The following is a 25,871-nucleotide window of genomic DNA, read 5'->3' on the forward strand; positions in this document are numbered from 1 at the left end:
TAAATCCGCATGAAATGACCTATATCATGTCATACCATTTCGTCAAGGTTTAATTTTGATGGATCCAAGATAAGAACCGAAACTTCGGATGAATCGATAACTGAAGTGAAGGAAATCAAGAACCTCTAGTATTAAAACTTACTGTTGGAAATAACGTAACTCTTTACGATTTCAAAAAACCAAATTGTTATTATGAACAAATTTTTAGAAACCTATCAATCAGATATAATTTACGCCACAATTGTTATAGCATCCGTGGTGTTGCTTTATTTCTTAACCCGAATTCTCAGGGTCTGGTTCACTAATAAAATCCAAGAAAAACTTCCGGGAGCATCGGTCCGGCCAATAAATCTGATTAAACATATCTTAACAGTACTCTGGATTCTTCTGGGCATAACAGCACTTGCTTTTATCTTTATTGAGGTAGATAGGGAATTTGTTTTAAGACGCTATTTTAAGCTGTTTATTTATATAGGTGTGGTTTCTGTGGTGACCATTATCGCCTTAATGATCAGCAATTTATGGTTCAAGTATAAAATTCAGCAAAAAATTGAAGAAAAGGAAGACCCTACCAATTACAAGTTTTTCCGTTATGTAGTGATCATTCTTATTGGGCTTATTGGCGCTTTAATTTCGTCATTGGCTTTTCCGTCGCTAAAAGGTGTAGCGCAGACTACTTTAGGTGGCGCGGGGATTATAGCGTTGATTGTAGGTTTTGCGGCACAAGAAGGTTTAGCCAACATCACAGGAGGATTTTTTATTATCGCATTTAAACCCTTCAGAATTGGTGATCGGGTCAAGATTTCTGATACCATGGTGGGTACGGTAACGGATGTTACGCTGCGTCATACGGTAATTAGAAATTTTGACAATAAAATGATTGTAATTCCCAATTCAATCATCAATAAAGAAAAACTAATCAATTACGATTTAGGTGAACATACCTTATGTGAACACATAGAAATAGGGATTTCTTATGATAGTAATATCGATTTGGCAAAAAAAATTATGCGGGAAGAATGCGAGAATCACCCTTTAATTTTTGACACCCGTTCCGAATTTGAAATCGAAGAAGGCAAACCCCTGGTGAGAACAGCGCTGACTGAATTAAATGATTTTTCAATGACTATTAGAGCGTGGGCATGGGTGCGCAACCATTCGGATTCATTTTCATTAAAATGTGATGTTTTAGAAAGTATCAAGAAACGCTTCGACAAAGAAGGTGTTGAAATTCCTTATCCGTACCGCACGATCGTCATGAAAGAAATAAAGGAAAAACCCGCTGAACGTTTAGAATAAATCATCCTATGAAATTGCTATCTTAAGATGGTTACGATCAACGGAGGATCGAATTCATTTATTTAACATCGGAACGTATCCGAAGGTAAAAACATCAGGACGCTATAAGTTGTTCTCCAAAAATCTAAACACATCTTTTTTGAGCTCAGCGTAAATTTCTCTTTGGGTTTCCATTCGGTTTCTAAAAGCTTTATGTTTTTTGACCAATTCTGTGTCTTTTTTCAGCTTTCCTGCGTCACTTTGTGCCATTATAAACACTTCTTGCTGTTCGAGAGCTTCAAGTAAATCCTCTATCACACCGCCATGAAAAATAAACTGTTTCTGGTAATCTCCTATCCGATCAAGTACTTCTTTATCTCCCCAACGTGTGATAAATTCACTTAATTTGATGTTGAAAGATTTTAATTCCTCCTTCCAAAAGGCAATTTCGCCTTTCCATTGTTGGTGTTCAAACTCTCTATTCGAATTATATAAAACTGGTTTTTCCATGTTGCGATTATTTAAAAATGACTGTTCAAAGCTTCTGTCCAACAGTGATATCTTAAATTCGCCCAAATGACTTTGGGATAATTTTTAAAATCGATTCTTTGATAGGTCAATATTTTGAGGCTGATTGGATTTTAAAAGTTTATGCGTTAAGCGTGTGATTTAAAATCATCATCTACTACTATTTCAAAGATATCTGAAATTGCAATGGTTCGAAATGACCCAGGTCACTCACAATTTAAACCTAAGATATTTTCGATACCTATTCATTTTTGCATTCTCCATTCATTGAGCGAACTGATCACTTTTATTTTATGTAGTTTATCAGCTTGAAGTTTTTTATAGTTAGGATAGCTGATATCAACCGTCCGCAAACTTTCATGATTTGCAAAAATCATCCGTTAGTGACGTGTTTTGTGGGATTTGAATGGGAAGTTGGTATTGATAGCTTCAATTTATAGCTTCATGATATCGGTAGGTGTTTCCACTAAAATAGTTTTACTGCCGCGTAAAGCAATCGGCTGTTTCATAATTTCTGGATGGTTTTGAATCATGGTGATCCAGTCTTCACAAGAGAAATTCTGAACAATAAACTTATTTCTGTATTTATAATGTTCCTGATTGACCAAATCTTCAACTTCAATACCTAAACGATTTACCAATTCTGCAATTTGAGTTCCGGTTAAAGAGCATTTTAAAACATCAATTTCTTCTATAGGAAGACCATGCGTCTTGGCATAAGCCAACGTCTGTTTTCCTCTTTGAGATTTGGGATTATAATACAGGGTAATTTGTCTTTCTGATGTGGATATCACACCTTTACTTGCTATAGATCTATTCATATTTTATTTATTTAGTAATTAAAAATTCTTTTAAAAGAATCTGGATTCATTTTATTTTTTGGGATTTTATAATCTTTCATTAAAATTATTTTTTATCCACTTACCAACATACAACTGTATTTCTTGAATTGAAATGATCAGGGTCAGTCCGCCGAAAAATCCATGGCATGCGATTTTTATCTTCTTTCTGTTTTGTGAACTGCAGATGGAGAAATTATTTGAGTTTTTACAAAGGACCTTAACCTGTTTAGTATAAGATCTCACTTTTAACCCATTATCGGTGGACTGACCTACATCATTTGACACTAGAATTTTTTAAGGTATCTTGGAAAGTACTAGTAAAGAAGTACTCAAGCTTCTACAATTATTAATCGTTAAACCAAAAGAATATGACACTGATAACAAAAAAGACTATTGCCAAATTACACGACGTAAATCAAGAAAACTGTATTTCAATTTTTATTCCGACACATCGAGCGGGTGAAAAAGTATTGCAGGAAGAAGATCCATTATCTCTAAAAAATCAATTGAAAGACGTTAGGGATAAGTTGGCAAGAAAAGGACTTAATGAGGACGGAATCAATAATATAACCCAACCTGTACAGGACCTCATAGATAATAGTTCATTCTGGAGAGAACAATCTGATGGCCTTGCCATATTTGCAGCCGATGGTTTTTTTGAAAGCCACACCCTACCCGTGCATTTCCAAGCATTTAACTATATTTCAAATTCCTTCTATTTAAAACCGTTGATGCCCATGTTTGTAGGCGACGGGAGTTTTTATTTGTTGACTCTTGACCGTGATAATGTGAAATTATATGAATGTATGAGACACAGCTTTACCGAAATTGACATCGAAGACTTAATTCCAGAAACCAAACAGGATCGTGTAGGTTTTGATTATGAAGAAAAAAACCTTCAATTCCGCTCAGGTGCTACAGGATCTGGCCAAACCATGTATCACGGACAAGAGGCAGCTACCGGTAAAAGGAAAAATGAAATTAAAAAGTATTTTAGAGCGATAAATGATGGTCTAGCAACAATTTTTAGAGAAGAGACTATGCCATTGCTCATTGCTGCACAAAGCCCACTTTTTGATATTTATAAGGAAGTCAATACTTACGCAAATCTTATGGAAGAAAACCTTACCACCGATTTTAGCGATACCGATATTTTTGAGATCCATGAATTGGCTTGGGAACGAATGGAACCTGTATTTGATAAAGTACGAAAGGATCATATTGCACAGTTTTTGGATGAACAAGGTAAAGGCACAACCTCAATTGGGATGGGTAAAATTTTACCAGCAGCGATCAATGGTCAGATTGAAGCCTTATTTTGTGAAAACAAAGCAGATATTTTTGGAATATACAAAGAAGAAAATGACCTCATTACAGTTACTGAAGGTGAAGAAGATGGCACTAACATTTCATTAATGAATATGGCTGCCATAAAAACCTTCCTAAAAGGAGGTGCTGTTTATTTATTGGAAAAAGAAGAGATGCCTAATCCAAATTCAAGAGTAAATGCACTGTATAGGTATTAAGGTTGAAAATCATTATTGATGGATATCATAGCTTTCAATCACAGCAGATCTTGCGGATTGACGATCTATTGACCGTCCTATAAAATTCTTGAAAGTAAAAAAGGGCTAGTTTTTAAATTAGCCCTTTTTTTTGGTTGATAACGTATCTTAAAAAGTAATGGGAGCCACTAAGTTTTTAAGCAAAGCAATCACACTATATGCAGCCAATGCACTCGACTTAGGATTGTCCTGAGACGGCTTGGTCTCAATCATTATCTCAATATTTATGGTTTCTGCTTCGAGTTTGATGGTGTGCTTGTTGCTTTTAAACCCAGGAATACTATGGATAGCAACTTTAGTGTTTTCAACTCCTGTTGTTGCTAAGGCAGTAGCCACCGCAACGTTAACGTTTTTAGGAAAATGTGTGATGGCTTCCCTGGCGCTTCCATTGAATATCACTTCTTCCTTTTCTTCAGAAAGCGTTCTACCTTTTAAAAATGGAGCTCCATTTAAGGATGTTGGCGATTTTTCTGTAGTCATATTGACGTCTACCTCGTCCATTAACATCGCAGACCTTAAAACGTCAAACCCACCTACTGCTCCTGATGGGATATGCACTCGACTATTATTTTGTAATGCCGTTTCTTTGACTTTATTATAAAAATCTTGGTCAGCAAACGCACCAACCGATAAGGGAATTAAATGAATTCCATTTGCTAAGATTTTAACTCCAATATCTTTAAACACCTCTGGAGAGGCAGCTTCAATAATATAATCTGGTTTATCACCAATGATGTCATCTACAGATTTATAGGCTTTACCTCCTATTTGATCGGCTAACTTTATGGCATTTTCTAATTTCCCACTAAATACTCCTAAGATTTTATAATTTTCACTCAGGTTTTGGGAAACAACTTTTCCAATAATGCTGCCCAGTGAACCCGTACCTATTATGGCTAATTTATATTTTTTCATTTTACTTTCTTTTTAATAACAGTATACTAAAATTTCACCTAATAAAATAACAGGCGTTAAGTCCTGTTATTTTAATCGTCGTTTTGTTTATATATTCCTTTTTGAGGTCTCTATATTTAAATCTTCATATGCTACTCAATTCTTGGTATGCTGCTAAAAATCCATTGAATTGCTGCTCAGCTTCTACTATTCCTTTAAACTTTAATAATCATCCAACTTATTTTGACATTTGCATCATGGTCATTTTCCACATTTACACATTGAGAATCATCGCTCTAACTTACTAATTTCTATATTCAGAAAAGCTCTTAACTTAGTTTTCTAAAATGGTGTTTTAATTATTTCGGCGCTGGCTAAATAATAAGTCGCACTTCTCCCAATTCCTCAATCTTATAGGGAAATCCTTCTCCAGGCGAACCAATAAACATAAAATTGGTTGGGATAAGCCAACGTTGTGACAATTCCTTTATTTTCTCAGGACCAAATGTCCCTGATTCTTGAACAAATTCCACATTAATATTGGGATATGCCCTATTTAATGTTTCTATATCCTCTTTCAGTTTACGGTTTGCGCTTTCGCCAGAATCCAAAACTGATACGATTTTGAGCTTTCTCGCAGCTTCGTTATTAATGATGTACAAGATCACAATATTAATCGTCACGATATTATCATGATTGGTAAAAAAGACAAATTGCTGACTATTGACCTTATTGAGTAGCTGTTTGGTTTTTCGGTTTAATTTTTTAAATACTAGGCCCTTCTCAGGAAAAACATATTCCAAAATGATCAATATCATTTTGAAAATACGGACTCTGTACAACATAAAAAAGACGATGATTAGGGTCGGGATTAAATATTCCATAAAAATTGCCAAGTAGTACGGATTTAAGATAACATTCCCAATAATAGCCGCAAACACTGAAATAATTCCAATAAACAATCCAAGCCAGCTGGACCGTTCTGGTCTTGGCAAACGGGATCGATTGAGCTTTAAGAGCAAATTTCCAATCCCGAATAAAATCATTACAGAAAGAAAAGCGATGGTATAAACCCCTGCCAATTTTGCTAAATCGCCTTTGGTGACCAATAAAATGGACACACACAACACAAAGAATGCTATGAAAATCAAATAATTGCTCCCATTTTTGGTCTTCTTTAATACGAATTTTGGCAAGATTCTATCTAATGCCATACGTTTCATTAAACCACCAACGCCAACAAATGAGGTCAGCACTGCGCCGCTCAAGACTAAGGAAGCGTCAATTCCTATAAGTAGTGAAAGCCATTGACCACCGGCAGTAGATCCCATGACAGAAAGTAAAGCATCGCGATAGTCAACCACGGTGCTGATGGGAATAATCGCCAAAGCCAAAAATGCAATCAACGGGTTGAAAACCGTAACCACAATCCACATATTCCGCAATGTTTTTGGAAAAACACCTTTCTGCTGTTCTTCGACATAATTGGCTGAACTCTCAAAACCACTGATCCCCAACATGGCAGCCGAAAACCCTAAAAACAAAGCACTGAAAATACTGCCTTCTATTGGTAATTTGAAATTAGAGAGCAATATGTCCGTACCATTTTTGGCAAAATAAATAAGACAAAAGCTGCAAAGGACGATCAAGGAAAGCAAATGAAAAAGAAATATGATCATCGCAACTTTTGAAGATTCGCCGATCCCCATGATCACCAAGCCCATGAATACCAATAGCAAAGCAATAGTGACCGGAAGCACGGGAATAACCGTCCAAATACTATGGGCGTATTTTACAGCCTCGCTTCCTGAGATAACCGCGGTCGCCATATAAGACAGCACGGTCAAAGCTGCCGCAAGTGAAGCCGTCGATTTTTTTGTTGTATTCAACAAGGCATTGTAAGCCCCACCATTTAAAGGTAAAGCACCTACCACCTCGCCATAAATTTTTCTGAAAAAGAAAAGTACGGTGGCCACCATTAAAAGCGAGATCCAAGCGTATTGACCCGCATAAACAATGGCTAAAGCGGATACATAAAGGCATGAGGAACTGATGTCATTACCACAAATAGCAGTGGCTTCAAGTTGATTGAGCTTTTTTGCCATGGCAAATTATATTTAAGCTTAGCTATGGTTCTTGAGAATTAAATGCTTTCATTTTTCACAAGGAACCGGAGATTAAAGTTGGAATATTTCTATCAAAATTGCATTACACTGAAAAGATGAAGAGTTACAGCATTCACACCTTAGTACGAATGATGATTAATGCTAAATAGTAGCGACTTGTACGCTCTTTTTTTTTACCTTGTAGAAAACTTTTCCAAATGTCCACGCTAATCGCTCCTTCAATTCTATCTGGAGATTTTGCCCATCTGGCAAAAGACATTGAAATGCTCAGCAAAAGCAATGCCGACCGCATTCATGTGGACATCATGGATGGCGTTTTTGTGCCAAATATTTCCTTCGGATTTCCTGTGCTCAAGGCTATAAAAAAATACGCATCAAAACCTCTGGATGTCCATTTGATGATCATAAAGCCAGAACGGTATATCAGACAATTTAAGGAAGCTGGCGCCGATACTTTAATCGTCCATTTTGAAGCTTGCACACATTTACACAATATTATTCAAGCCATTAAACAAGAAGGAATGCAAGCAGGCGTCGCCATCAATCCACATACGGCCATCAACAATCTCGAAGCCATTATTCAGGACATTGACCAACTGCTTATCATGTCTGTCAATTCTGGTTTTGGTGGACAAAAACTCATAGAACATACCTATCTAAAAATTGAACTTTCGCGGAATTTAATTGAGAAAAGTCACGCTAAAGCAATCATCGGAATCGATGGTGGCGTAGATTTATCCAATGCCCCAAAGCTAATTGCTGCGGGAGCTGACTTATTGGTATCTGGTAGTTTTATTTTTGGATCTGGCAACCCTTCCAAAACCATTTCTGATTTAAAGGAATTATAGAATTTCCAATATCTTAACTTTCATCATATCCTGTTTTTCAAGTGAGAATAATGTAAGTTATACCTCGGATTGTATAAATTTCCTTGAGAATTGATGTCGTATCTTTAATACGATAACATCTAATAACACTTTGAAATACAATGTCATATGAGAAACACACAACTTCTAAAAAATACGATAGCGCAAATATTTGCCAACGGAAAAGGCATCCTTGCCATGGACGAAAGCACACCCACTATTGACAAACGTTTTTCAGCCAACGGAATTCCGCAAACCTTGGAGATGCGACACGCTTATCGAGAACTTATCGCTACAACTCCCGGACTGAACGAAAGCATAGGTGGTGCCATTTTGTACGACGAAACCATCCGACAGAAAACTAGCAACGGAGACCTCATAACAACTGTTTTAAAGAACGCTGGAATTATCCCCGGAATAAAAGTAGATATGGGCGCCAAAGCTTTGGCTGGTTTTCCTGACGAAAAAATTACGGAAGGTTTGGATGGGCTGCGAGAACGATTGGCAGATTATAAAACCCTGGGCACTCTTTTTGCTAAATGGCGTGCCGTCATCACAATTGGTGATGGCATCCCAACAAAAGCCTGTATTGACGCCAATGCGCACGCCTTAGCAAGGTATGCTGCATTATGCCAAGAAGCAGGCTTGGTTCCCATTGTCGAACCAGAAGTCTTGATAGATGGCAATCATTCTATACAGCGTTGTTATGACGTTACAGAGCAAGCGTTGAAAGCCCTTTTTGATCAATTATATTATTTTAGGGTTGATCTTCAAGGCATTATCTTAAAACCTAATATGGTGCTTGCAGGAAAAGACAGTGGCGAAAAAAATAGTATCGATGACATTGCCAAAGCCACTGTAAACTGCTTTTTATCGTCAGTTCCTGCGGCTGTGCCAGCCATTGCATTTTTATCGGGCGGACAGTCGCCACAACAAGCCTCCCAACATTTGAATGCCATAAATAAAGAGTATAAGGAACGCCTCCCTTGGATTGTTGCGTTTTCTTTTGCAAGAGCCATTCAACAACCCTGTTTAGAGGCTTGGAAAGGACAGGACGCCAATGTGGAAAAAGCGCAACACTTACTCTATCATCGCGCAAAACTTAGTGCTGCCGCTAGACGTGGCGACTATAAATCGGCTATGGAAGACCATGGGTGATTTTAAACTCGATTGGCGCATTAAAATTCGGCAGTGATAACATTAAAATAAGCAATTAAACCAATAGACCATGGACACTAAAAAATTCAACTCGCTTCTGGGTAGCATGACCACGCTCTCAGAAGTGACAAATTTACTGAATGAAAGAGGATATACTAAAAATCTCAATTTAGAATCAACCCATCTGGTTTGTGAAGGCAGTGAGATGAAACTATTTCCAGGTGAATTTATCGTAGATAAGCATTACCGATTTGAAGGACCTTCTGATCCTGGGGATGAAGCTATTGTATTTGCAATTTCATCATCAAAACATCATCTTAAAGGCGTTTTGATAAATGGTTATGGGGTTTCGAGCGAGTCTATTTCAGATGAAATGATACAGGCCTTGGATGAAAGGAATACTGAGAACAAAGCATAAATTTCGAATTCAATGTTGATTGTCAAAAAAGTATTTCGGGTGGGAATTTTGTAAATTTTTGAGCGGTTTCTGTAAACCATCCTGAAAATTATAAAGTATCTTTAGTATTCTTAATTTAAGAAATCAAGAACCTCAAGGCAAGCCCACGAGGTATGAATAAGGAATTATCTTTTCGATCGAGGCAAGCATCGCGGTATTAAAACCCACTGGTGGGAATAACGCAAGTTTTTACTGATTGATCCGATTGTATATAGATGTTTTCTCGATAGAAAGAATGCTTCTATTTCTTGTTATTCACTACAGAATAGACTATTTAAATGGCGAAAACACCTAAAATAATCATCATTGGCGCTGGATTTGGCGGCGTCAAAATGGTTAAATCCCTACATAAAAAACCCGTAGAAGTGCTTCTGATCGATCGGAACAATTATCACAACTTTCAACCTTTAATGTACCAAGTGGCCACTGGAGGTTTGGAACCTGGAAATATAGGATATCCTGTAAGACGGATTTTCAGAAAATATAAGAATGTCAGCTTTCGGATGGCAGAAGTTTTGTCGATAGACATTCAAAAAAATAAAATTTCGACCTCCATTGGAGAAATGGATTATGATTATTTAGTGATGGCCTCGGGAAGCGAAAATAACTTTTTCAATTTCGAGCGCGTTAAACATAAATTGCTGACCCTAAAATCGCTACCTGATGCCCTACAAATACGGAATTGGATTTTTCAGAATCTCGAACGCGCCTTGGCTGAAAACAGAAAAGAATCGTTAGAAGAGATCATGAACATTGCCATTGTAGGTGGTGGACCGGCAGGAATTGAACTTGCAGGGGCATTGGCAGAAATGAAAAAATACGTCATCCCCAAGGAATTTCCTGAATTGGAGTTGTCTAGAATGAGTCTTAATCTATATCAATCCGGACCAAAATTACTCGCAGCGATGTCAGAAGAAGCTTCTGAAAAAACCCTTGAATATCTCAAGGAAATGGGTGTGAACGTCTTTCTCAATACTCGGGTTAGTGATTATAAGAACAATGCTATTGTGTTGGAAGACGGAAGCCATTTTATAACCAATACGGTCATATGGACCGCAGGAGTTAAAGGATCTCCCATAGCTGGTTTTCCAGAAGAAGTCATCCTTCGGGGCAACCGTTTGTCGGTCAATAAATTTAATCAAGTGATTGGTATCGAAAATGTTTTTGCTATCGGAGATGTAGCGGCACATAGTTCTATTGATGCACTAAATGGACTGCCTATGTTGGCTCCTGTAGCGCAACAACAAGGGAAGCATTTAGCCAAAAATATTTTAAGGCATTTAAAAAATGAACCGATGCAGCCTTTTCAATACCGAAATAAAGGCGCAATGGCTACTATTGGAAGAAAAAAAGCAGTGGTGGATTTGCCAAACTTCAATTTTCAAGGCGGTTTCGCCTGGTTTGTTTGGATGTTTGTCCACGTGTTCTCGCTGGTGGGCTTCCGAGATAAAACGGTGACTTTAATTGACTGGGTGGTGAGTTATTTTAGCTACGACCAACCTTTGGGAATGATTTTAAGATCAGGGGAATTTAAACCAGGTCCGGCAAAGAAAGAAATTAAGGAAATAGAAGACGTATAAACCCATGGAAACTAAAAATATAATTCAAAAATGCATTGACACGGTAAGAGTTCTATCCGCCGATGCGGTTCAAAAAGCAAATTCCGGCCATCCTGGGACGCCTATGGCACTGGCACCATTAGGCCATTTGTTGTGGTCTGAAATCATGAACTACAATCCCAAAAACCCTAAATGGGCAAATCGCGATCGGTTTATCCTTTCCTGCGGACACGCCTGCATGTTACAATACAGTTATTTGTATTTGACCGGCTACGACGTCACCCTGAAAGATCTTAAAAATTTCAGACAGTTGCACAGCATTACCGCTGGGCATCCCGAATATGGTTTGATGCCCGGCATTGAAGTCACCACCGGTCCTTTGGGCCAAGGGTTTGCAAATGGCGTGGGAATGGCGATTGCAGAAAAATATATGGCGGCACGCTACAATCAGCCCGATTTCAAAATATTCGATTATAAGATTTATGCCATCTGCAGCGATGGGGATCTGATGGAAGGCGTTTCGGCAGAAGCCGCTTCCCTAGCCGGCCACCTCGGACTGGGAAATATTATCTATTACTACGACAGTAACCACATTACTATTGAAGGCGACACTGATCTCGCTTTTGATGAAGATGTCGCCAAACGCTTTGAAGCTTATGGCTGGCATGTTCAAAAAGTTACGGATATCAATAATTTAGATGCGCTTTCAAAAGCAACAAAAAATGCCCAAAACGACATTAATCGTCCCTCATTGATTATTGTAAACAGTGTTATCGGTTACGGAAGTCCCAATAAACACGGTACTGCCGCAGCACATGGCTCTCCTTTGGGAGAAGAAGAAGTACGTTTGGTCAAAAAAATCTTCGGATGTAATCCGGACAAAAATTTCTTTGTTCCAGATGACGTATTAGACCATTACCACAAAGCGGCTCAGAAATCCGCAGAAAACGAAAAACAATGGAACGAACTCTATAAAAACTACAAAAACCGACATCCTGATCTTGCTAAGGAATATGAAACCATTAGCGCCGGGAAATTACCTGACGGCTGGGAAGCTCAACTTCCCATATTTAAAGCGGGTGAGAAAATGGCAACTCGGAAAGCTTCTGGTAAAACCCTGAATGCCATTGCAGACTATTTACCGCAACTGATTGGAGGCTCTGCCGATTTAGCACCGTCTACTGATACGAATCTTGATGCTTACCAATCCTTTTCAGAAAAACATCCCAGAGGTCGCAACTTCCATTTTGGAATTCGCGAACATGCTATGGGAGCCGTACTCAACGGGATGGCACTCAGCAACTACCTCGTCCCCTACGGCGCGACATTCTTGATTTTCTCTGACTATATGCGTCCACCATTACGATTGGCCGCCATCATGAACATCCGAACAATTATGGTTTTTACCCACGATAGTATTGGATTAGGTGAAGACGGCACAACCCATCAGCCCGTCGAGCAATTGATCGGACTCCGAACAGTACCAAATATGACCGTCATTCGTCCTGCAGATGCCAATGAAACCGCACAGGCATGGCGTATAGCAATCCTCCACACCGATGGACCAGTAGCTATTGTGTTAACACGACAAGGCATCCCCATCCTTGATCAGGAAAAATATACCAGCGCCAAAGAATTGGAAAAAGGCGCCTATATTCTTTCGGAGGCTGAAGGAAAACCGGAAATTATTTTGATAGCCACAGGTTCTGAAGTCCATTTGATATTGGAAGCACAGGAACAATTGAAAAAAAATAACATTCAAGCGCGCGTCGTGAGCATGCCATCCTGGCGTTTATTTGATCAACAAAGTGCTGCTTACCGCGACAATGTTTTCCCTAAAGACCTTCGAAAACGATTGGCAGTAGAAGCTGGTTCGTCAGTAGGATGGTTAAAATATACAACGGATGAAGGTGATGTGATCGGGATCGACAAATTCGGAGAATCAGCACCGGGAGATGAAGTCATGAAAGCATATGGGTTTTCTGTAGAGAATGTCGTAAAACGAGCGAAGGCATTGCTTTCAGACAAAAATTAAACCGCTAAAAACAGTTTTTAATACAGATGGAAAATCTGAAAAATTCGTGTCATGTGTAGTATTTAATATAAGCATGATGGCAAGTAAAATGGATTTGTGAGAATTAGTGTCTAAAAAATTATAAGCTAAGTCGCATAATAATTCCAATACCGTCTTTGCGCTACTAGCGTAAACCATTCGCATCCTTTGCGGTAAAAAACAAAATGCAATGCAAAAAAAATCACATAAAAAAATAGGAATCTGTGCAGATCACGGCGGTTTTGAACTCAAAGAAAAAATTAAAACATTTCTGACAGACAACCAATTCTTGCCCGTGGATTTTGGCGCAAAACGATTGGACGAAACCGACGATTATCCCGATTTCGTCATTCCATTGGCCAAAGCAGTCGCTGCTGGAGAAGTTTTTCGGGGCATTGCCATTTGCGGAAGTGGCGTGGGCGCCTGTATTGCAGCCAATAAAGTTTCTGGAGTGAGAGCTGCATTGATTACCGAATATTTTTCGGCACATCAAGGTGTCGAAGATGATGATATGAACCTGATTTGCCTTGGAGGTCGGATAACGGGATATGCCAGCGCAGAAGAATTTGTTCTGACATTTTTAAACGCCAAATTCATCGGGGCAGAAAGACATATCCGACGCTTGCGGAAAATTCAGAAATTGGAGGAGAGGGATTAGGGATTAGGGATGAGGGATGAGGGATGAGGTAGGTAAAAATCAACTGCTTTCTTTGTCTAATAAATAGTAATAAAACTTGATAACTATTCAGGTTTAAAGAAGAACAAACAAACAATACATAATAACAATAATAAATATTTCCACAATATGAACCCTTTAAATAAAATACAACAACACGGCCAGAGCATCTGGCTCGATTTACTCGATCGCGAGATTATGAACTCTGGTAAATTGCAAAGTTTAATTGACGACGACAACTTGCGCGGCCTTACCTCCAACCCTTCCATTTTTGAAAAAGCCATTAGTGGAAGTGATGATTATGACGATGACATCGCTTTACTCTTCAAAAAATACGATAATAACTCAGCCATATTTTTCGAGATGGCGATTGATGATATTCAAAGAGCAGCAGATATTTTCAAACCTGTGTTCGACAAAACGAAAGGGAAAGATGGCTTTGTTAGTTTGGAAGTATCTCCCTATTTGGCGTTGGATACTGACGGCACTATTGAACAGGCCCGTGAGCTATGGCGAAAAGTAGATCGGAAAAATGTCATGATAAAAATTCCAGGTACAAAACAAGGCCTGCCTGCCATACGCGAATGTCTGCGGGAAGGCATCAACATCAATGTCACACTTCTTTTTGGGCTGCCACGCTACCGAGAAATTACCGAAGCTTTTATGGGCGGACTTGAAGACCGACTCAAAGAAGGCCATTCCATAAAGGACGTCGCCTCTGTAGCGAGTTTTTTTCTCAGCCGAATTGATGTGATGGTCGATCCCATGTTGAAAGAAAAAGGAGCCGACCATCTCGTTGGTAAAATTGCTATTGCATCAGCAAAAAAAGCCTATCAAATCTATCTCGACATGATTGCGAGCGATCGTTTTAAAAAGCTTGAGGCAAAAGGAGCACAAACCCAACGTGTGCTTTGGGCAAGTACGAGCGCCAAAGATCCATCGTTCAGTGATGTTATTTATGTCGAACCTTTAATTGGAAAAGACACCATCAATACCTTACCCATGGAAACCATTGATGCTTTTCGGGATCACGGCAAGGTAGCAGATACGATTACCGAGGACATCGAGAACGCGAATAAAGCTTTAGAAGAGTTAAAGAATCTAGGTATTGATATCGATACCATAACTCAAAAATTGGAGAACCAAGGCATAGAGAAATTCAATCAGGCTTATGATAAATTACTCAAAAGTATTGCCGATCAAAAACACAAAAAGAACTAATGCCATGACCGATTTTGATGTCTCGAAAATAAAAGTGGTGCTTATGGATATTGGGGGCGTATTGCTCACTAATGGCTGGGGACATGAATCGCGTCAAAAAGCAGCAAAGGTTTTTGGATTTGATTATGAGGCCATGGACATCTTGCACCATTTTATATACAATGTGTTTGAGATTGGAAGCATTACTTTAGAAGACTATCTCGATACAGTAGTTTTCAACCAATCGCGCAATTTTACTAAGGTCGATTTTAAACAATTTATGTACGAACAATCCGTAGAGTTACCCGAAATGTTGTCATGGGTGAAATCATGGAAAAAACAGACCCAACTACCAGTATTTGCGCTTAATAACGAAAGCTTGGAACTCAATGATTATCGGATATCCAAATTTAAACTTCATGAGGTATTTAACGGCTTTTTTTCATCTTGCTATCTTGGTTTCCGAAAACCGGATCCACGTATTTATCAAACAGCTTTGGAAATCACTCGGGTAAATCCGGAAGAATGTCTTTACTTTGATGATCGGCCCATGTTGGTCGATGCAGCAAAAAAGCAAGGCATACATGCTGTTCTTCATGAGAATTTTGAAAATACAAAACAGATTCTTGAAAATTTAAAAATATAATAATGAACACAGAACATAAAAATGCATTCGGAATGATTGGTCTTGGCACCATGGGTTCCAATCTTTTACAAAACATTGCCGATCACGGATATAAATGTGCGGGGTATGATATCAGCGCTGATAAAGTAGCAGCACTGAACAAATTAAACCCTAAGGCTATTCAAGGTTTTACGGATATGAACGACTTTACCGATAGTTTGTCTTCGCCAAAAGTTGTGATGTTGCTTGTTCCAGCAGGTAAAATTGTTGATGGCGTGATTGAAGAATTACTTGAGGTTCTTGATAAAGGAGATATCATCATCGATGGTGGAAATTCACATTTCATAGATACCGATCGGCGATTTAAGGATTTGGAACAAAAAGGCTATCATTTTATTGGCATGGGCGTCTCTGGCGGTGAAGAAGGTGCACGACGCGGACCGAGCATGATGCCCGGAGGCGATAAAAAAGCTTATGAGATTGTAAAACCTATTCTAACCAAAATCGCTGCGCAAGTCAATGGCGATCCTACTGTTGCCTATATGGGCGAACGGTCGGCTGGCCATTTTGTAAAAATGGTGCACAATGGTATCGAATATGCCATCATGCAACTGATCTCTGAAACCTATGAAGTTTTAAAAAATGGTCTGCATATGGAACATGAGGCCATACATACCATCTTTGAGAAATGGAACGAAGGCCGATTACAATCCTACCTCATAGAGATTACCCGAGATATCCTTGCTTACAAAAAGAAGGGTTCAGAGCATTTGTTACTCGATGATATCAAAGATGAAGCAAAATCTAAAGGCACGGGTAAATGGACCTCACAAGCCGCCATGGATCTCAACCTTCCCATCCCTATTATTGATATTGCCGTGTCCATGCGTGATCTTTCTAAATACAAGGATTTGCGAACCAAAGCGTCAAAAATGTATCCAGATTCGGGAGAAATCCACTATCACAATAAAAATGATGAGCATGTCACCAAACTTGAACAGGCTTTTTATTTTGCAATGGTATCTGCCTATGCTCAGGGAATGCATCTTCTCCACCGTGCCAATGAAGAATATGACTACAAGCTTAACCTCGACTTAATTGCAAAAATCTGGCGTGGCGGCTGTATTATTCGTTCAGCTTTTTTGGAAGACATCTATGCGGCCTATCAAAAGGATTTAAATTTGAAACACTTATTTTTAGATGATGTCGTTCATCAAAATCTACTAAAAAGCATTCCAGGAATTCGAACCGCGGTTTCAGAGGCTGCCCAAAACGGGATTGCCGTACCGGCTTACGCTGCGGCATTAGGCTATTTTGATAATTTCAGAAGTGAGGATATGCCTGCCAATCTCATTCAAGCACAACGTGATTATTTTGGGTCGCATACTTATGAACTCAAAGGAAAAGAAGGCACTTTTCACACCGAATGGGAAGCTGGTAAGTAATGAATCTTAAATCACTTTTGTCCGATAAAAAAATCAAGACCGCTCCGCTTATAGAATATGGAAAATAGACTTGTTTGGTAAAGCATTTATTATAAAGACTTAAAATGTAAAATCAGAATTAAATAGACAATTTTAAATATGTTCAAAGAAGCATCAGGATAGAAGGCCAGAGTGGTTTAAAACGTTTAGAGATGGCTATTTCCTTACCTCTACTCGAAGTAAGCCAAGTTTCATTGACAATCATAATCTTAAATAAAAAAACATGGCAAAGACAGTAAAAAAACAAGCAAATTCTACAATTTTTATCATTTTTGGTGGTACGGGAGATCTGACCAAACGAAAGATAATGCCCGCACTTTACAACCTTTTCCTGGATGGTTGGTTGCCCCAAGACTTTGCAATCGTTGGAAGTTCTTCAAGTAAAATGAGTGATGAAAAGTATATAACTGAACTTCTGGTCGCCGTGAATCAATTTTCTAGGAACGGGAAAGCCAAAAAAGAAGAGTGGGATCAGTTTTCATCGCATATTAGTTTCTTATCTGCCGATCTTACTGATCATGCCACTTTTAAAGGTTTTGGAACCGTGATTGAAAAATATAAAAAAGAATGGGAACAGACACCGTCAATAATTTATTACTGCGCGGTAGCCCCTCATTTTTTCTGTACCATTGCCGAAAATATTGCCAAAAGCAAGCTCGAAAACGACCCTGAAACAACCCGGATCATTATAGAAAAACCTTTCGGAAACGACCTGGAATCGGCAAAAGGATTGAACAAAAGACTCCTCAGTATTTTTGATGAAACTCAAATTTACCGTATCGATCATTACCTTGGTAAGGAAGTCGTTCAAAATATCATGGCTTTTCGATTTGCGAATTCCATTATGGAACCGCTTTGGAATCGAAATCATGTGGAACACGTTCAAATTTCGGTCACAGAACAGCTCGGCGTTGGCAGTCGTGGCAATTATTTTGACCGTGCAGGCGTGATGCGCGACATGATCCAAAATCACCTGATGCAACTGCTTTGTATAATTGCCATGGAACCTCCTATAAATTTTGATGCCGATGAAGTACGCGATCGCAAAGTGGATGTGCTTAAGGCCATGCGCAGAATTGAACCTAGAAAAGTTGAATCTATTTCAGCCCGTGGACAATACAGCTCGGGATGGATAAAAGGAAAAGAAGTTCTAGGTTATCGGCAGGAGAAAAATGTAGATCCAGAATCCAATACCGATACTTATGCCGCACTAAAACTTTATGTCGATAACTGGCGCTGGCAAGGCGTCCCTTTTTATTTACGAACAGGCAAGCGTCTCTTTAAAAAATCATCCATCATTACCATCCAATTTAAGGAAATCCCACATAATATTTTTGTTTCTGAAACCTCTGGAGTACCCAAACAAAACCGTCTGGTCATTAGCATCCAACCCGATATGTCCATTCGTTTTCAATTGCAAAACAAAAAACCAGGTCTTGAAATGACTTTAAACACGGTGGATATTGCTTTTGATTATTTTGATAATAAAAAATCCGATTCGCCAGAAGCTTATGAAACCCTGCTCCTCGATGCCATAACTGGGGATCAAACCTTATTTATGCGTGCCGACCAAGTAGAAGCTGCCTGGGAACTCATCATGCCCATTCTCAATTATTGGGAGAAGAATACCGATTCTAATTTCCCAAATTATGCCGCCGATTCATGGGGACCAGAAAATGCCGAGGCCCTAATTGCAAAAGATGGCTACCATTGGTTTAACCTTCCAGAAAAAAACAAAAAAGACTAATTATGAATATCAAAATATACGATAACTCTGATAATTTAATAAATGCCTTAGCACAAGCAGTTTGCGATGCTGCCATAGAAGCCATTTCTGCGCGTGGACAGTTTAATTTTGTGTTGTCAGGCGGAAGTTCCCCGAAAAAACTGTATAAGTTATTGGGCTCAAAACCTTATAAAAAGCAAATCGATTGGGAAAAAACCTATTTTTTCTTTGGAGATGAACGCTTTGTGCCAAAAGACGATGCTCAAAGAAATTCGCTTATGGCAAAAAAAGCGCTTTTCGACCCTTTGAAAATTCCAAAATCCCATATTTTTAAAGTGGATACCACCGGTTCTCCTGAAGAGGCTGCACAAAAGTACGCGGAATCCATTGCCAATCATTTTCAAAAAACACCGGTAAAATTCGATTTTCTGCTTTTAGGAATTGGCGATAATTCACATACCGCATCCCTATTTCCACATACCGATGTATTGAATGAAACGAAAGCGACGGTTAAATCCGTATTTGTCAAAGAAGTGGATATGTATCGAATTACAATGACCGCACCACTTATCAATCAGGCCAAGAATATTGCCTTTCTCGTTTTTGGAGAAGATAAATCAGAGGCCGTTTTTCAGATTCTGGAAGATAAAACAGGATCGGCAGCACAATATCCAGCCCGATTGATCAATTCAGATGACCATAAAGTAATTTGGTATTTGGATACGGCGGCAGCTTCAAGGTTGTAATGACACCTAACAGGTTTTGGAAACCTGTTAGGTCTTGACCCCGATCAATTGCGGAGATAAGACCTGCAAGGTTTTAAAAACCTGGCAGGTCTGGACAATAAAACGAATTAGAAATTAATTAAAACATCAAATTATGTTTCCAAATATAAACCCCACCAAAACCGCTGCGTGGAAAGCATTATCAGCGCATCAAAAGGAAATGAGCGACGTCCAAATGAAAGACCTCTTCAAACAAGATCCAAAACGATTTGAAAAGATGTCTGTTTATTTTGGCGACCTTCTTTTTGATTATTCCAAAAACATCATCACTGAAAAAACACTTGACAAACTTTTGCAATTAGCAAATGATTGCAAATTGAAAGAAGCACGGGAAGCCCTATTTGCAGGAGAAAAAATCAACGAAACTGAAGATCGTGCCGTGATGCATCCTGCATTAAGAAGCTTTTCAGATCAACCAATTAAGATTGATGGAGAGGATATTATGCCGGAAATTCGGGAGACGCGTGAAAAAATGAAAGCGTTTTGCAAGAAAATCCATAGTGGCGAATGGAAAGGCTATAGTGGTAAAAAAATCAAGACGATCGTAAATATCGGCATTGGTGGAAGCGATTTGGGTCCCGTTATGGTTACCGAAGCTCTAAAACCCTATTGGATAAAAGACATTAAAGCCCATTTCGTCTCCAATGTGGATGGCACTCAAATTGTGGAAACTTTAAAAGATTTGAATCCCGAGGAAACGCTATTTACCATTGCTTCTAAAACCTTTACGACTCAAGAAACCATGACCAATGCCCACACAGCGCGGGATTGGTTTTTGAAATCTGCCAAGGATGAAAAATTAGTGGCCAAACATTTTGTGGCACTGTCTACAAATGAAGAAGGGGTAAAAGATTTTGGAATTGCGCCAGAAAACATGTTCGTGTTTTGGGATTGGGTTGGTGGACGCTACAGTCTATGGAGCAGCATCGGACTTTCAATTGCACTCACCATCGGCTATGATAATTTTGAAAAATTGCTGAAAGGTGCCGAATCGACCGATAATCATTTTAGAACGACCGATTTTAAAGAAAACATTCCAGTGATCATGGCACTTATCGGAGTATGGTACACCAATTTCTTTGGTTCTGAAACCGAAGCTATTTTGCCTTACGATCAATATATGCATCGTTTTCCTGCCTATTTCCAACAAGGAAATATGGAAAGCAATGGCAAACATACCGACAGAAATGGAAACGATGTCACCTATAGCACTGGCCCTGTGGTTTGGGGGGAACCAGGCACTAATGGCCAGCACGCTTTTTATCAATTGATTCATCAAGGAACCCATTTAATTCCCTGTGATTTTATTGCACCAGCCATTAGCCATAACCCGATTGGAAAGCACCATCCTATCTTGGTTTCCAATTTTTTCGCACAAACAGAAGCGCTAATGAATGGAAAATCCGCCGATCAAGTAGCGGCGGAGCTGAAAGAGGATTCAATGGATGAGGGACAGAAAAAGAAATTGATTCCCTTTAAGGTTTTTAAGGGCAACAAACCTACCAATTCTTTCTTGCTTAAAGAAATCACGCCGTTTTCATTAGGCGCACTCATCGCACTTTATGAACATAAAATATTTGTACAGGGCGTTATTTGGAATATTTTCAGCTTTGATCAATGGGGTGTGGAACTCGGTAAACAGTTGGCCAAAAAAGTATTGCCAGAACTTGAAAATGATAAAAAAATTGAATCGCATGATGGCTCCACCAATGGATTGATCAATGCGTTTAAAAAGTGGAGAGCTTAGATAAGATTAAATAAAATTCAGGAATGACCTAAACCTGACAGGTTTTAAAGACCTGTCAGGTTTCTAATTTTCAATCCCCATTGCCGCATAATAAGCTGCGCCCATCATAGGAGTTTTATCATTCAGCACAATCTTTACAGGAATGGATTTTAATAAAGTCTCCATACGTCCGACTTCAATAAAGGTATTGTAAAACTCCTTTTTATCGATGAGACCGAGGATTTTAGGGACGATTCCGCCACCGATATAAATTCCGCCAGTAGATTTATTCTTTAGGGCAAGTTGCGCGGATTCAATACTCAAATATTTCAAAAAAAGCTGCATTGTTTGCACACAAATAGGATCACTTTTTTCTTGGGCCGCAGTAGATATGACAACAGCGGGATCTTCCTTTAGAAATTGTTTAGTTAGCCAATCCGGTTCCTTTTCGACCTTATATATCCTTAAAAATTGATAGATATTATAAATACCCTGTCCAGAAACCACTCTTTCCCAACTGACATGGCCAAATTTCGCATTTAAAAACTTCCAAAGTTCGACATCCATGTCATCTCTCGGACTAAAACTACAATGCCCACCTTCACTTGCATAAGGATGGTAATACGAACCGTCCCAATACATTCCAGCTTCGCCAAGTCCGGTGCCGGGTGAAATAATTGAAGCATTGCCTTTATTTATCTTTCCTTCAGTCACAATTTCAAAGTCCTTCTCTTCCAGCGCTGAAAGTCCATAAGCATTGGCGTGCAAGTCATTGATAAGATGAATGCGTTTAATATTCACGTCGGATTGCAGCTTTTTCGCGTCAATCTCCCAAGCAAAATTGACACCTCTTACTTTATCGCCGTCCACTACACCGGCTACACCCAAACAAGCAGCATCAATTGTTTCAGTCTCACCGATACGAAATTTACGGATGGACTCTACAAATGAAGTGTGATCTGTGGTAGCGTAGCGCTGTTTTTTGATTGAAATTAATCTGCCTTTTTCAATTTTGAAAAGTGCAAGATCTGTTTTCGTACCACCTACATCTGCCGCCAATACCATCCCTGAATCGGGCAAGTGCTTCTTTTTTGAAGGATAGGCCATAGGTAAATTGGCATCTGAAATATCGGGTAAGGAAATTGATTTGAATTTTTCCATAGGGGAACACCATTTGATTTGAGACTGTAAAATACTGCTATTATTACAAAACACAAATCTAGATTGAAAAAATAAGAATCAATTTCTAAAACGGGAAGTATTGTGTTTTTAATCGAAAATTTGAGTACGAATTTGAAGAAAAATAAAGCGGAGTCATGGAAGTGATATATGATTAAAGAAAAAAAACAAATTAAACATACAAATTGAGACTTGACACTGGTAATGACTAAGCCAATTAAGCGAAGGATTTTCAATTTTGAGGTAAACTGTCGGGGATTTCCATTTTGGCGACGCCTATTCTGTTATCGGCCATGCCGTAGTACACATCAATCCGATTGGGTTGGCCAAGATCGTCTCTACGGTCCGTGCCCGTCGGAAATACAACATTACCAACCGTTCCGATTCTTTCCTCTGGCAGATCGGGAATTAAAATAGGTTCTGGAGATCGGTAGAGGATTTTTTGAGGTTTTGTTTCTGACAAAATCATTGCGCCCGCAGAATAATAAAATGCAGGTTGATCTTTAGTACACTCTTCATGTTTTTGGACGCCATGATACACCAATAACCAACCGTGTTTTGTTAAAATTGGCGGTGCCCCACCCCCTATTTTTAAATTTTCCCATGCATATTCCGGATGCGCCAAACAATGATGTGAAGTGAATCGAGCTTTTTCCAAAGACGTATCCTTTCCTTTTTTCAGGTTGACATAAGATATCCAAATACTTTCTTTCGGCTGATCACTTTCGTGAATACCATCGTTTTGTACAATTTCCTCTGGTCTTGTCTTAGGAAATAGCGGGCGATTCAACATGGCCAAAGACATGTGCTGATGTGGACTTGGAAGATCAATTGGAAAAAAGCTCGCGTCCTTATTATCAATGCCATTAAAATCGACATCTTCATAAGGCGTAAAGCATACGAGACCCAAACGTTCCCATGTAAAAAGGTCTTTGGATCTGGCCATGGCAATACGTGGTCCTTCCGGTCCATAAGCCGTGTAGGTCATGATATAATGTTCAACACATGTCACATATGCAATTCTTGGATCTTCGCAGCCACCGCAGCCGTTCGGACGTTTTTCATAATCCATTTCAGGCTCCAAAACGATGCCCAAGCGCTCTACACCTTCCGGATCTCCAGCGTCATTGAATTTTACTCTAGCAATGCCAATTCTAGAATAATTATTCTTGGCCACCAAACGCGGAAAGATATAAAGTTCCCCATCAGGTCCACGGGTTACTGCGGGATTGAGCACACCTTCGACTTCAAGTTCGTTTCCCGCTTCAGGTTCCATAAGCGTGCAAATTCTTTGTAATTGGAATGGCATCATAATTATCTACTTTTTTCTGGTTCTTTTGAGCACATAATAATGGTCTGTATGATGCTTTTGGTTTCTTCAGGATCTCTCACTTGGATACAATCCACCCCAGTTTTTCGTGCTGGATAATCGTTGCCACCTTCAAAGAGTGCATCACCGATAAATAGCATTTCAGAAATCCCTAAACCTAAAATTTCTTCGAGTTTACGGATCCCATAAGCCTTATCAATTCCGGGTTTTACAATATCTATGGAAGTCGTTCCACCCATACCAATCGAAAATCCTTTCAAAGGTGTTTTGAGGCGTTCGACCACCTTTTTACGTTTTACAAAATCTGGATCCCAGCCTTTTTTTTCTTCCAGCGGCGCTTGTTGCCCAAGTGCTGAAAAAGTGATCTGACTCCCGCGATCTTCAATCTGTTCGCCCCAGGTTTTTTTGATATCTAAATTGGAAGCTTCTAGAGCTGTATGTAAACTATCTAATATTTTATTTCTTTCCTCGTCCGTAAAGTTCTCAGCGTACAGCTTTTTCCATTCATCAGTGTATTGATAAAACTTGGTACCGCAAGTAGGTAAAATGGCCAATTTCTCCAACAATGTGTTTTTTGGTAGTTGATTCAATACCTGTTTCTCAAATTGCGGCCAGTCGCCACCAGAAATAATTGCGACGTGGACCACATGGAGTAAACTCTTAAATAATTCGGACATTTCTTGGTCAATGGGCGATTTGCTTTTAGCCAATGTGCCGTCCAAATCGAAAATAATTAAGTTTTTCATGACTTTCTAATACCGTTCATATTGGGAATTGCTATTTGTAGCAATCTGATTTTTGAATTGGGACGAAGCTCCAATTGTCCAACAATAGCAGGCAACAACATTACTTCTCCTTTAGAAATTGAATAGTCTTTATTTTGATAATTCATAATTCCTGAGCCTTTGATACAAACCAAAATAACAGGTTCATCTTTGAAACCCACCGCAACTTGTTTTTCACTCTCAATACGCCATAATTTAAAGTGTTCATTATCGAAAAGTAACTCTGCATTTTCAACTTCTGCACTTTTCACAGGAATAATTGGACCAATTTCCACCTGATTATAATCAATACAGGCAATAGCTTTTTCTACCTGAAGTTCTCGAAGTTTTCCGGTTTTGGGATCTTTTCGGTCCCAATCGTAAAGTCGGAAGGTGACATCGCTGTTTTCCTGAACCTCAAAAACCACGGCACCACCCAACGTGTGCACAGTGCCTGATTGGATAAAAACTGCATCATCAATTTTAGGGATGAACCTGTGAAGTTTCTCTGAAACCGAGTTGTTTTTGATTGCTGCAATCACATCTTCTTTGGTGGTCCCTTTTTTCAAACCGGAATAAATAATACTATCATCCGCAGTTTCCAAAACCACCCAAGCCTCAGTTTTTCCGGTATCGCCTTTTGGGATATAATCCGTCTGGTCATCAGAAGGATGCACCTGTACCGACAAAACTTCATGACAATCCAAAAATTTCAACAAGAGCGGAAAACGCTCGACATGACCTCTGTTTTTGCCCATTATTTCCATGGGATATTTTTGCATCAATTCCGTAATGGTTTTTCCTTTTAACGATCCATCAGTGACCTTACTGGCATGATCTTTTCGATCACTCAAAAGCCAAGCTTCTCCAACAGGTTCGTCTTTGGGGAGTGGTTTTGACAATAAATGGGCCAATCGTCTTCCTCCCCACAATCGGTATTGATATATCGGCTCAAATTTTAAAGGATATAATTCTTCGCTCATCATATTTTGTTTTAAAGATTATCGTACCATATTATTTTTAGCGTTGTCCAAAAATCGCTTTGATTTT

At 39.0% G+C, this 25,871-nt stretch carries 22 protein-coding genes; 14 read left to right on the forward strand and 8 right to left on the reverse strand.

The genetic code is table 11. From position 1 onward, the window contains the following. Nucleotides 1-192 precede the first annotated feature (192 nt). The gene (locus ESZ48_RS11510; RefSeq protein ID WP_129017638.1) at nucleotides 193-1,299 is read left to right on the forward strand and encodes a mechanosensitive ion channel family protein; all 1,107 of its coding nucleotides are present in this window, start codon (nucleotides 193-195) and stop codon (nucleotides 1,297-1,299) included. Nucleotides 1,300-1,401: 102 nt separating this feature from the next. Here ESZ48_RS11510 and ESZ48_RS11515 read toward each other — a convergent pair whose 3' ends face one another. Next, nucleotides 1,402-1,788, reverse strand: coding sequence for a hypothetical protein (locus ESZ48_RS11515; protein ID WP_129017639.1), 387 nt, complete (start codon nucleotides 1,786-1,788; stop codon nucleotides 1,402-1,404). Nucleotides 1,789-2,240: 452 nt separating this feature from the next. After that, nucleotides 2,241-2,627: an arsenate reductase family protein gene (locus tag ESZ48_RS11520; RefSeq protein WP_129017640.1), complete on the reverse strand. Its 387-nt coding sequence runs from the start codon at nucleotides 2,625-2,627 to the stop codon at nucleotides 2,241-2,243. Between the two features lie 389 nt (nucleotides 2,628-3,016). Here ESZ48_RS11520 and ESZ48_RS11525 point away from each other — a divergent pair, with 389 nt between their 5' ends. Then, nucleotides 3,017-4,174: a baeRF7 domain-containing protein gene (locus ESZ48_RS11525; RefSeq protein ID WP_129017641.1), complete on the forward strand. Its 1,158-nt coding sequence runs from the start codon at nucleotides 3,017-3,019 to the stop codon at nucleotides 4,172-4,174. Between the two features lie 147 nt (nucleotides 4,175-4,321). On the opposite strand, the gene ESZ48_RS11530 is transcribed toward ESZ48_RS11525, so the two are convergent. Both ESZ48_RS11530 and ESZ48_RS11535 read right to left on the reverse strand, forming a co-directional pair. Beyond that, the gene (locus ESZ48_RS11530) at nucleotides 4,322-5,128 is read right to left on the reverse strand and encodes an aspartate dehydrogenase (RefSeq protein WP_129017642.1); all 807 of its coding nucleotides are present in this window, start codon (nucleotides 5,126-5,128) and stop codon (nucleotides 4,322-4,324) included. Nucleotides 5,129-5,481: 353 nt separating this feature from the next. Next, nucleotides 5,482-7,212, reverse strand: coding sequence for an APC family permease (locus tag ESZ48_RS11535; RefSeq protein WP_129017643.1), 1,731 nt, complete (start codon nucleotides 7,210-7,212; stop codon nucleotides 5,482-5,484). A 218-nt stretch (nucleotides 7,213-7,430) separates the two neighbouring features. Between ESZ48_RS11535 and rpe the strand changes: the two genes are divergently transcribed. The 12 genes from rpe (at nucleotide 7,431) to pgi (ending at nucleotide 21,569) form a co-directional block, all read left to right on the forward strand. Beyond that, nucleotides 7,431-8,081 (forward strand): ribulose-phosphate 3-epimerase, encoded by a 651-nt coding sequence (gene rpe, locus ESZ48_RS11540; protein WP_129017644.1) that lies wholly within the window; start codon nucleotides 7,431-7,433, stop codon nucleotides 8,079-8,081. 147 nt (nucleotides 8,082-8,228) lie between these two features. Next, nucleotides 8,229-9,257: a class I fructose-bisphosphate aldolase gene (locus tag ESZ48_RS11545; protein WP_129017645.1), complete on the forward strand. Its 1,029-nt coding sequence runs from the start codon at nucleotides 8,229-8,231 to the stop codon at nucleotides 9,255-9,257. Between the two features lie 70 nt (nucleotides 9,258-9,327). Beyond that, nucleotides 9,328-9,675: a phosphoribosylpyrophosphate synthetase gene (locus ESZ48_RS11550; RefSeq protein WP_223266432.1), complete on the forward strand. Its 348-nt coding sequence runs from the start codon at nucleotides 9,328-9,330 to the stop codon at nucleotides 9,673-9,675. 317 nt (nucleotides 9,676-9,992) lie between these two features. Next, the gene (locus tag ESZ48_RS11555; RefSeq protein WP_129017646.1) at nucleotides 9,993-11,294 is read left to right on the forward strand and encodes an NAD(P)/FAD-dependent oxidoreductase; all 1,302 of its coding nucleotides are present in this window, start codon (nucleotides 9,993-9,995) and stop codon (nucleotides 11,292-11,294) included. A gap of 4 nt (nucleotides 11,295-11,298) precedes the next feature. Continuing rightward, a complete protein-coding gene (gene tkt, locus ESZ48_RS11560; protein ID WP_129017647.1) occupies nucleotides 11,299-13,308 on the forward strand; it encodes a transketolase in 2,010 nt (669 codons plus the stop codon). A 208-nt stretch (nucleotides 13,309-13,516) separates the two neighbouring features. Next, nucleotides 13,517-13,984, forward strand: coding sequence for an RpiB/LacA/LacB family sugar-phosphate isomerase (locus tag ESZ48_RS11565; protein WP_129017648.1), 468 nt, complete (start codon nucleotides 13,517-13,519; stop codon nucleotides 13,982-13,984). Between the two features lie 147 nt (nucleotides 13,985-14,131). Continuing rightward, nucleotides 14,132-15,223 (forward strand): transaldolase, encoded by a 1,092-nt coding sequence (gene tal, locus ESZ48_RS11570; protein WP_129017649.1) that lies wholly within the window; start codon nucleotides 14,132-14,134, stop codon nucleotides 15,221-15,223. After that, a complete protein-coding gene (locus ESZ48_RS11575) occupies nucleotides 15,174-15,848 on the forward strand; it encodes an HAD family hydrolase (RefSeq protein ID WP_223266433.1) in 675 nt (224 codons plus the stop codon). The genes tal and ESZ48_RS11575 overlap by 50 nt, the downstream gene beginning before the upstream one ends. A 2-nt stretch (nucleotides 15,849-15,850) precedes the next feature. Continuing rightward, complete coding sequence (gene gndA, locus ESZ48_RS11580) at nucleotides 15,851-17,272, forward strand: NADP-dependent phosphogluconate dehydrogenase (RefSeq protein ID WP_190246249.1); 1,422 nt, start codon at nucleotides 15,851-15,853, stop codon at nucleotides 17,270-17,272. A 262-nt stretch (nucleotides 17,273-17,534) separates the two neighbouring features. After that, the gene (gene zwf, locus ESZ48_RS11585) at nucleotides 17,535-19,058 is read left to right on the forward strand and encodes a glucose-6-phosphate dehydrogenase (protein WP_129017651.1); all 1,524 of its coding nucleotides are present in this window, start codon (nucleotides 17,535-17,537) and stop codon (nucleotides 19,056-19,058) included. Nucleotides 19,059-19,060: 2 nt separating this feature from the next. Then, nucleotides 19,061-19,783: a 6-phosphogluconolactonase gene (pgl, locus tag ESZ48_RS11590; RefSeq protein ID WP_129017652.1), complete on the forward strand. Its 723-nt coding sequence runs from the start codon at nucleotides 19,061-19,063 to the stop codon at nucleotides 19,781-19,783. A gap of 133 nt (nucleotides 19,784-19,916) precedes the next feature. After that, nucleotides 19,917-21,569: a glucose-6-phosphate isomerase gene (gene pgi, locus ESZ48_RS11595; RefSeq protein ID WP_129017653.1), complete on the forward strand. Its 1,653-nt coding sequence runs from the start codon at nucleotides 19,917-19,919 to the stop codon at nucleotides 21,567-21,569. A gap of 63 nt (nucleotides 21,570-21,632) precedes the next feature. Here the strand turns inward: pgi and glk are convergent, their stop codons facing one another. From glk to ESZ48_RS11615, 4 genes are all read right to left on the reverse strand, one after another. Then, entirely contained in the window at nucleotides 21,633-22,709 is a 1,077-nt protein-coding gene (glk, locus tag ESZ48_RS11600; RefSeq protein WP_129017654.1) for a glucokinase, read from the reverse strand. Between the two features lie 250 nt (nucleotides 22,710-22,959). Next, the gene (locus tag ESZ48_RS11605; protein ID WP_129017655.1) at nucleotides 22,960-24,039 is read right to left on the reverse strand and encodes a glycoside hydrolase family 130 protein; all 1,080 of its coding nucleotides are present in this window, start codon (nucleotides 24,037-24,039) and stop codon (nucleotides 22,960-22,962) included. A gap of 2 nt (nucleotides 24,040-24,041) precedes the next feature. Then, complete coding sequence (locus tag ESZ48_RS11610) at nucleotides 24,042-24,803, reverse strand: HAD-IIB family hydrolase (RefSeq protein WP_129017656.1); 762 nt, start codon at nucleotides 24,801-24,803, stop codon at nucleotides 24,042-24,044. Beyond that, a complete protein-coding gene (locus ESZ48_RS11615) occupies nucleotides 24,800-25,804 on the reverse strand; it encodes a type I phosphomannose isomerase catalytic subunit (protein ID WP_129017657.1) in 1,005 nt (334 codons plus the stop codon). Before ESZ48_RS11615 ends, ESZ48_RS11610 begins: the two co-directional genes overlap by 4 nt. Nucleotides 25,805-25,871: the final 67 nt, after the last annotated feature.

Source organism: Gelidibacter gilvus, from assembly GCF_004115975.1.
In the GTDB taxonomy this organism is placed as follows: Bacteria; Bacteroidota; Bacteroidia; order Flavobacteriales; family Flavobacteriaceae; genus Gelidibacter; species Gelidibacter gilvus.

What these genes read in the sequence shown, in the direction of transcription:
- ESZ48_RS11565 (WP_129017648.1), top strand. Translation starts at nt 13,517, where the DNA reads ATGCAAAAAAAATCACATAAAAAAATAGGAATCTGTGCAGATCACGGC.
- ESZ48_RS11575 (WP_223266433.1), top strand. Translation starts at nt 15,174, where the DNA reads ATGATAAATTACTCAAAAGTATTGCCGATCAAAAACACAAAAAGAACT.
- ESZ48_RS11530 (WP_129017642.1), bottom strand. Translation starts at nt 5,128, where the DNA reads ATGAAAAAATATAAATTAGCCATAATAGGTACGGGTTCACTGGGCAGC.
- pgl (WP_129017652.1), top strand. Translation starts at nt 19,061, where the DNA reads ATGAATATCAAAATATACGATAACTCTGATAATTTAATAAATGCCTTA.
- ESZ48_RS11615 (WP_129017657.1), bottom strand. Translation starts at nt 25,804, where the DNA reads ATGAGCGAAGAATTATATCCTTTAAAATTTGAGCCGATATATCAATAC.
- ESZ48_RS11510 (WP_129017638.1), top strand. Translation starts at nt 193, where the DNA reads ATGAACAAATTTTTAGAAACCTATCAATCAGATATAATTTACGCCACA.
- ESZ48_RS11525 (WP_129017641.1), top strand. Translation starts at nt 3,017, where the DNA reads ATGACACTGATAACAAAAAAGACTATTGCCAAATTACACGACGTAAAT.
- tkt (WP_129017647.1), top strand. Translation starts at nt 11,299, where the DNA reads ATGGAAACTAAAAATATAATTCAAAAATGCATTGACACGGTAAGAGTT.
- zwf (WP_129017651.1), top strand. Translation starts at nt 17,535, where the DNA reads ATGGCAAAGACAGTAAAAAAACAAGCAAATTCTACAATTTTTATCATT.
- tal (WP_129017649.1), top strand. Translation starts at nt 14,132, where the DNA reads ATGAACCCTTTAAATAAAATACAACAACACGGCCAGAGCATCTGGCTC.
- ESZ48_RS11535 (WP_129017643.1), bottom strand. Translation starts at nt 7,212, where the DNA reads ATGGCAAAAAAGCTCAATCAACTTGAAGCCACTGCTATTTGTGGTAAT.
- ESZ48_RS11605 (WP_129017655.1), bottom strand. Translation starts at nt 24,039, where the DNA reads ATGATGCCATTCCAATTACAAAGAATTTGCACGCTTATGGAACCTGAA.
- ESZ48_RS11545 (WP_129017645.1), top strand. Translation starts at nt 8,229, where the DNA reads ATGAGAAACACACAACTTCTAAAAAATACGATAGCGCAAATATTTGCC.
- ESZ48_RS11520 (WP_129017640.1), bottom strand. Translation starts at nt 2,627, where the DNA reads ATGAATAGATCTATAGCAAGTAAAGGTGTGATATCCACATCAGAAAGA.
- pgi (WP_129017653.1), top strand. Translation starts at nt 19,917, where the DNA reads ATGTTTCCAAATATAAACCCCACCAAAACCGCTGCGTGGAAAGCATTA.
- rpe (WP_129017644.1), top strand. Translation starts at nt 7,431, where the DNA reads ATGTCCACGCTAATCGCTCCTTCAATTCTATCTGGAGATTTTGCCCAT.
- gndA (WP_190246249.1), top strand. Translation starts at nt 15,851, where the DNA reads ATGAACACAGAACATAAAAATGCATTCGGAATGATTGGTCTTGGCACC.
- ESZ48_RS11610 (WP_129017656.1), bottom strand. Translation starts at nt 24,803, where the DNA reads ATGAAAAACTTAATTATTTTCGATTTGGACGGCACATTGGCTAAAAGC.
- ESZ48_RS11555 (WP_129017646.1), top strand. Translation starts at nt 9,993, where the DNA reads ATGGCGAAAACACCTAAAATAATCATCATTGGCGCTGGATTTGGCGGC.
- glk (WP_129017654.1), bottom strand. Translation starts at nt 22,709, where the DNA reads ATGGAAAAATTCAAATCAATTTCCTTACCCGATATTTCAGATGCCAAT.
- ESZ48_RS11550 (WP_223266432.1), top strand. Translation starts at nt 9,328, where the DNA reads ATGGACACTAAAAAATTCAACTCGCTTCTGGGTAGCATGACCACGCTC.
- ESZ48_RS11515 (WP_129017639.1), bottom strand. Translation starts at nt 1,788, where the DNA reads ATGGAAAAACCAGTTTTATATAATTCGAATAGAGAGTTTGAACACCAA.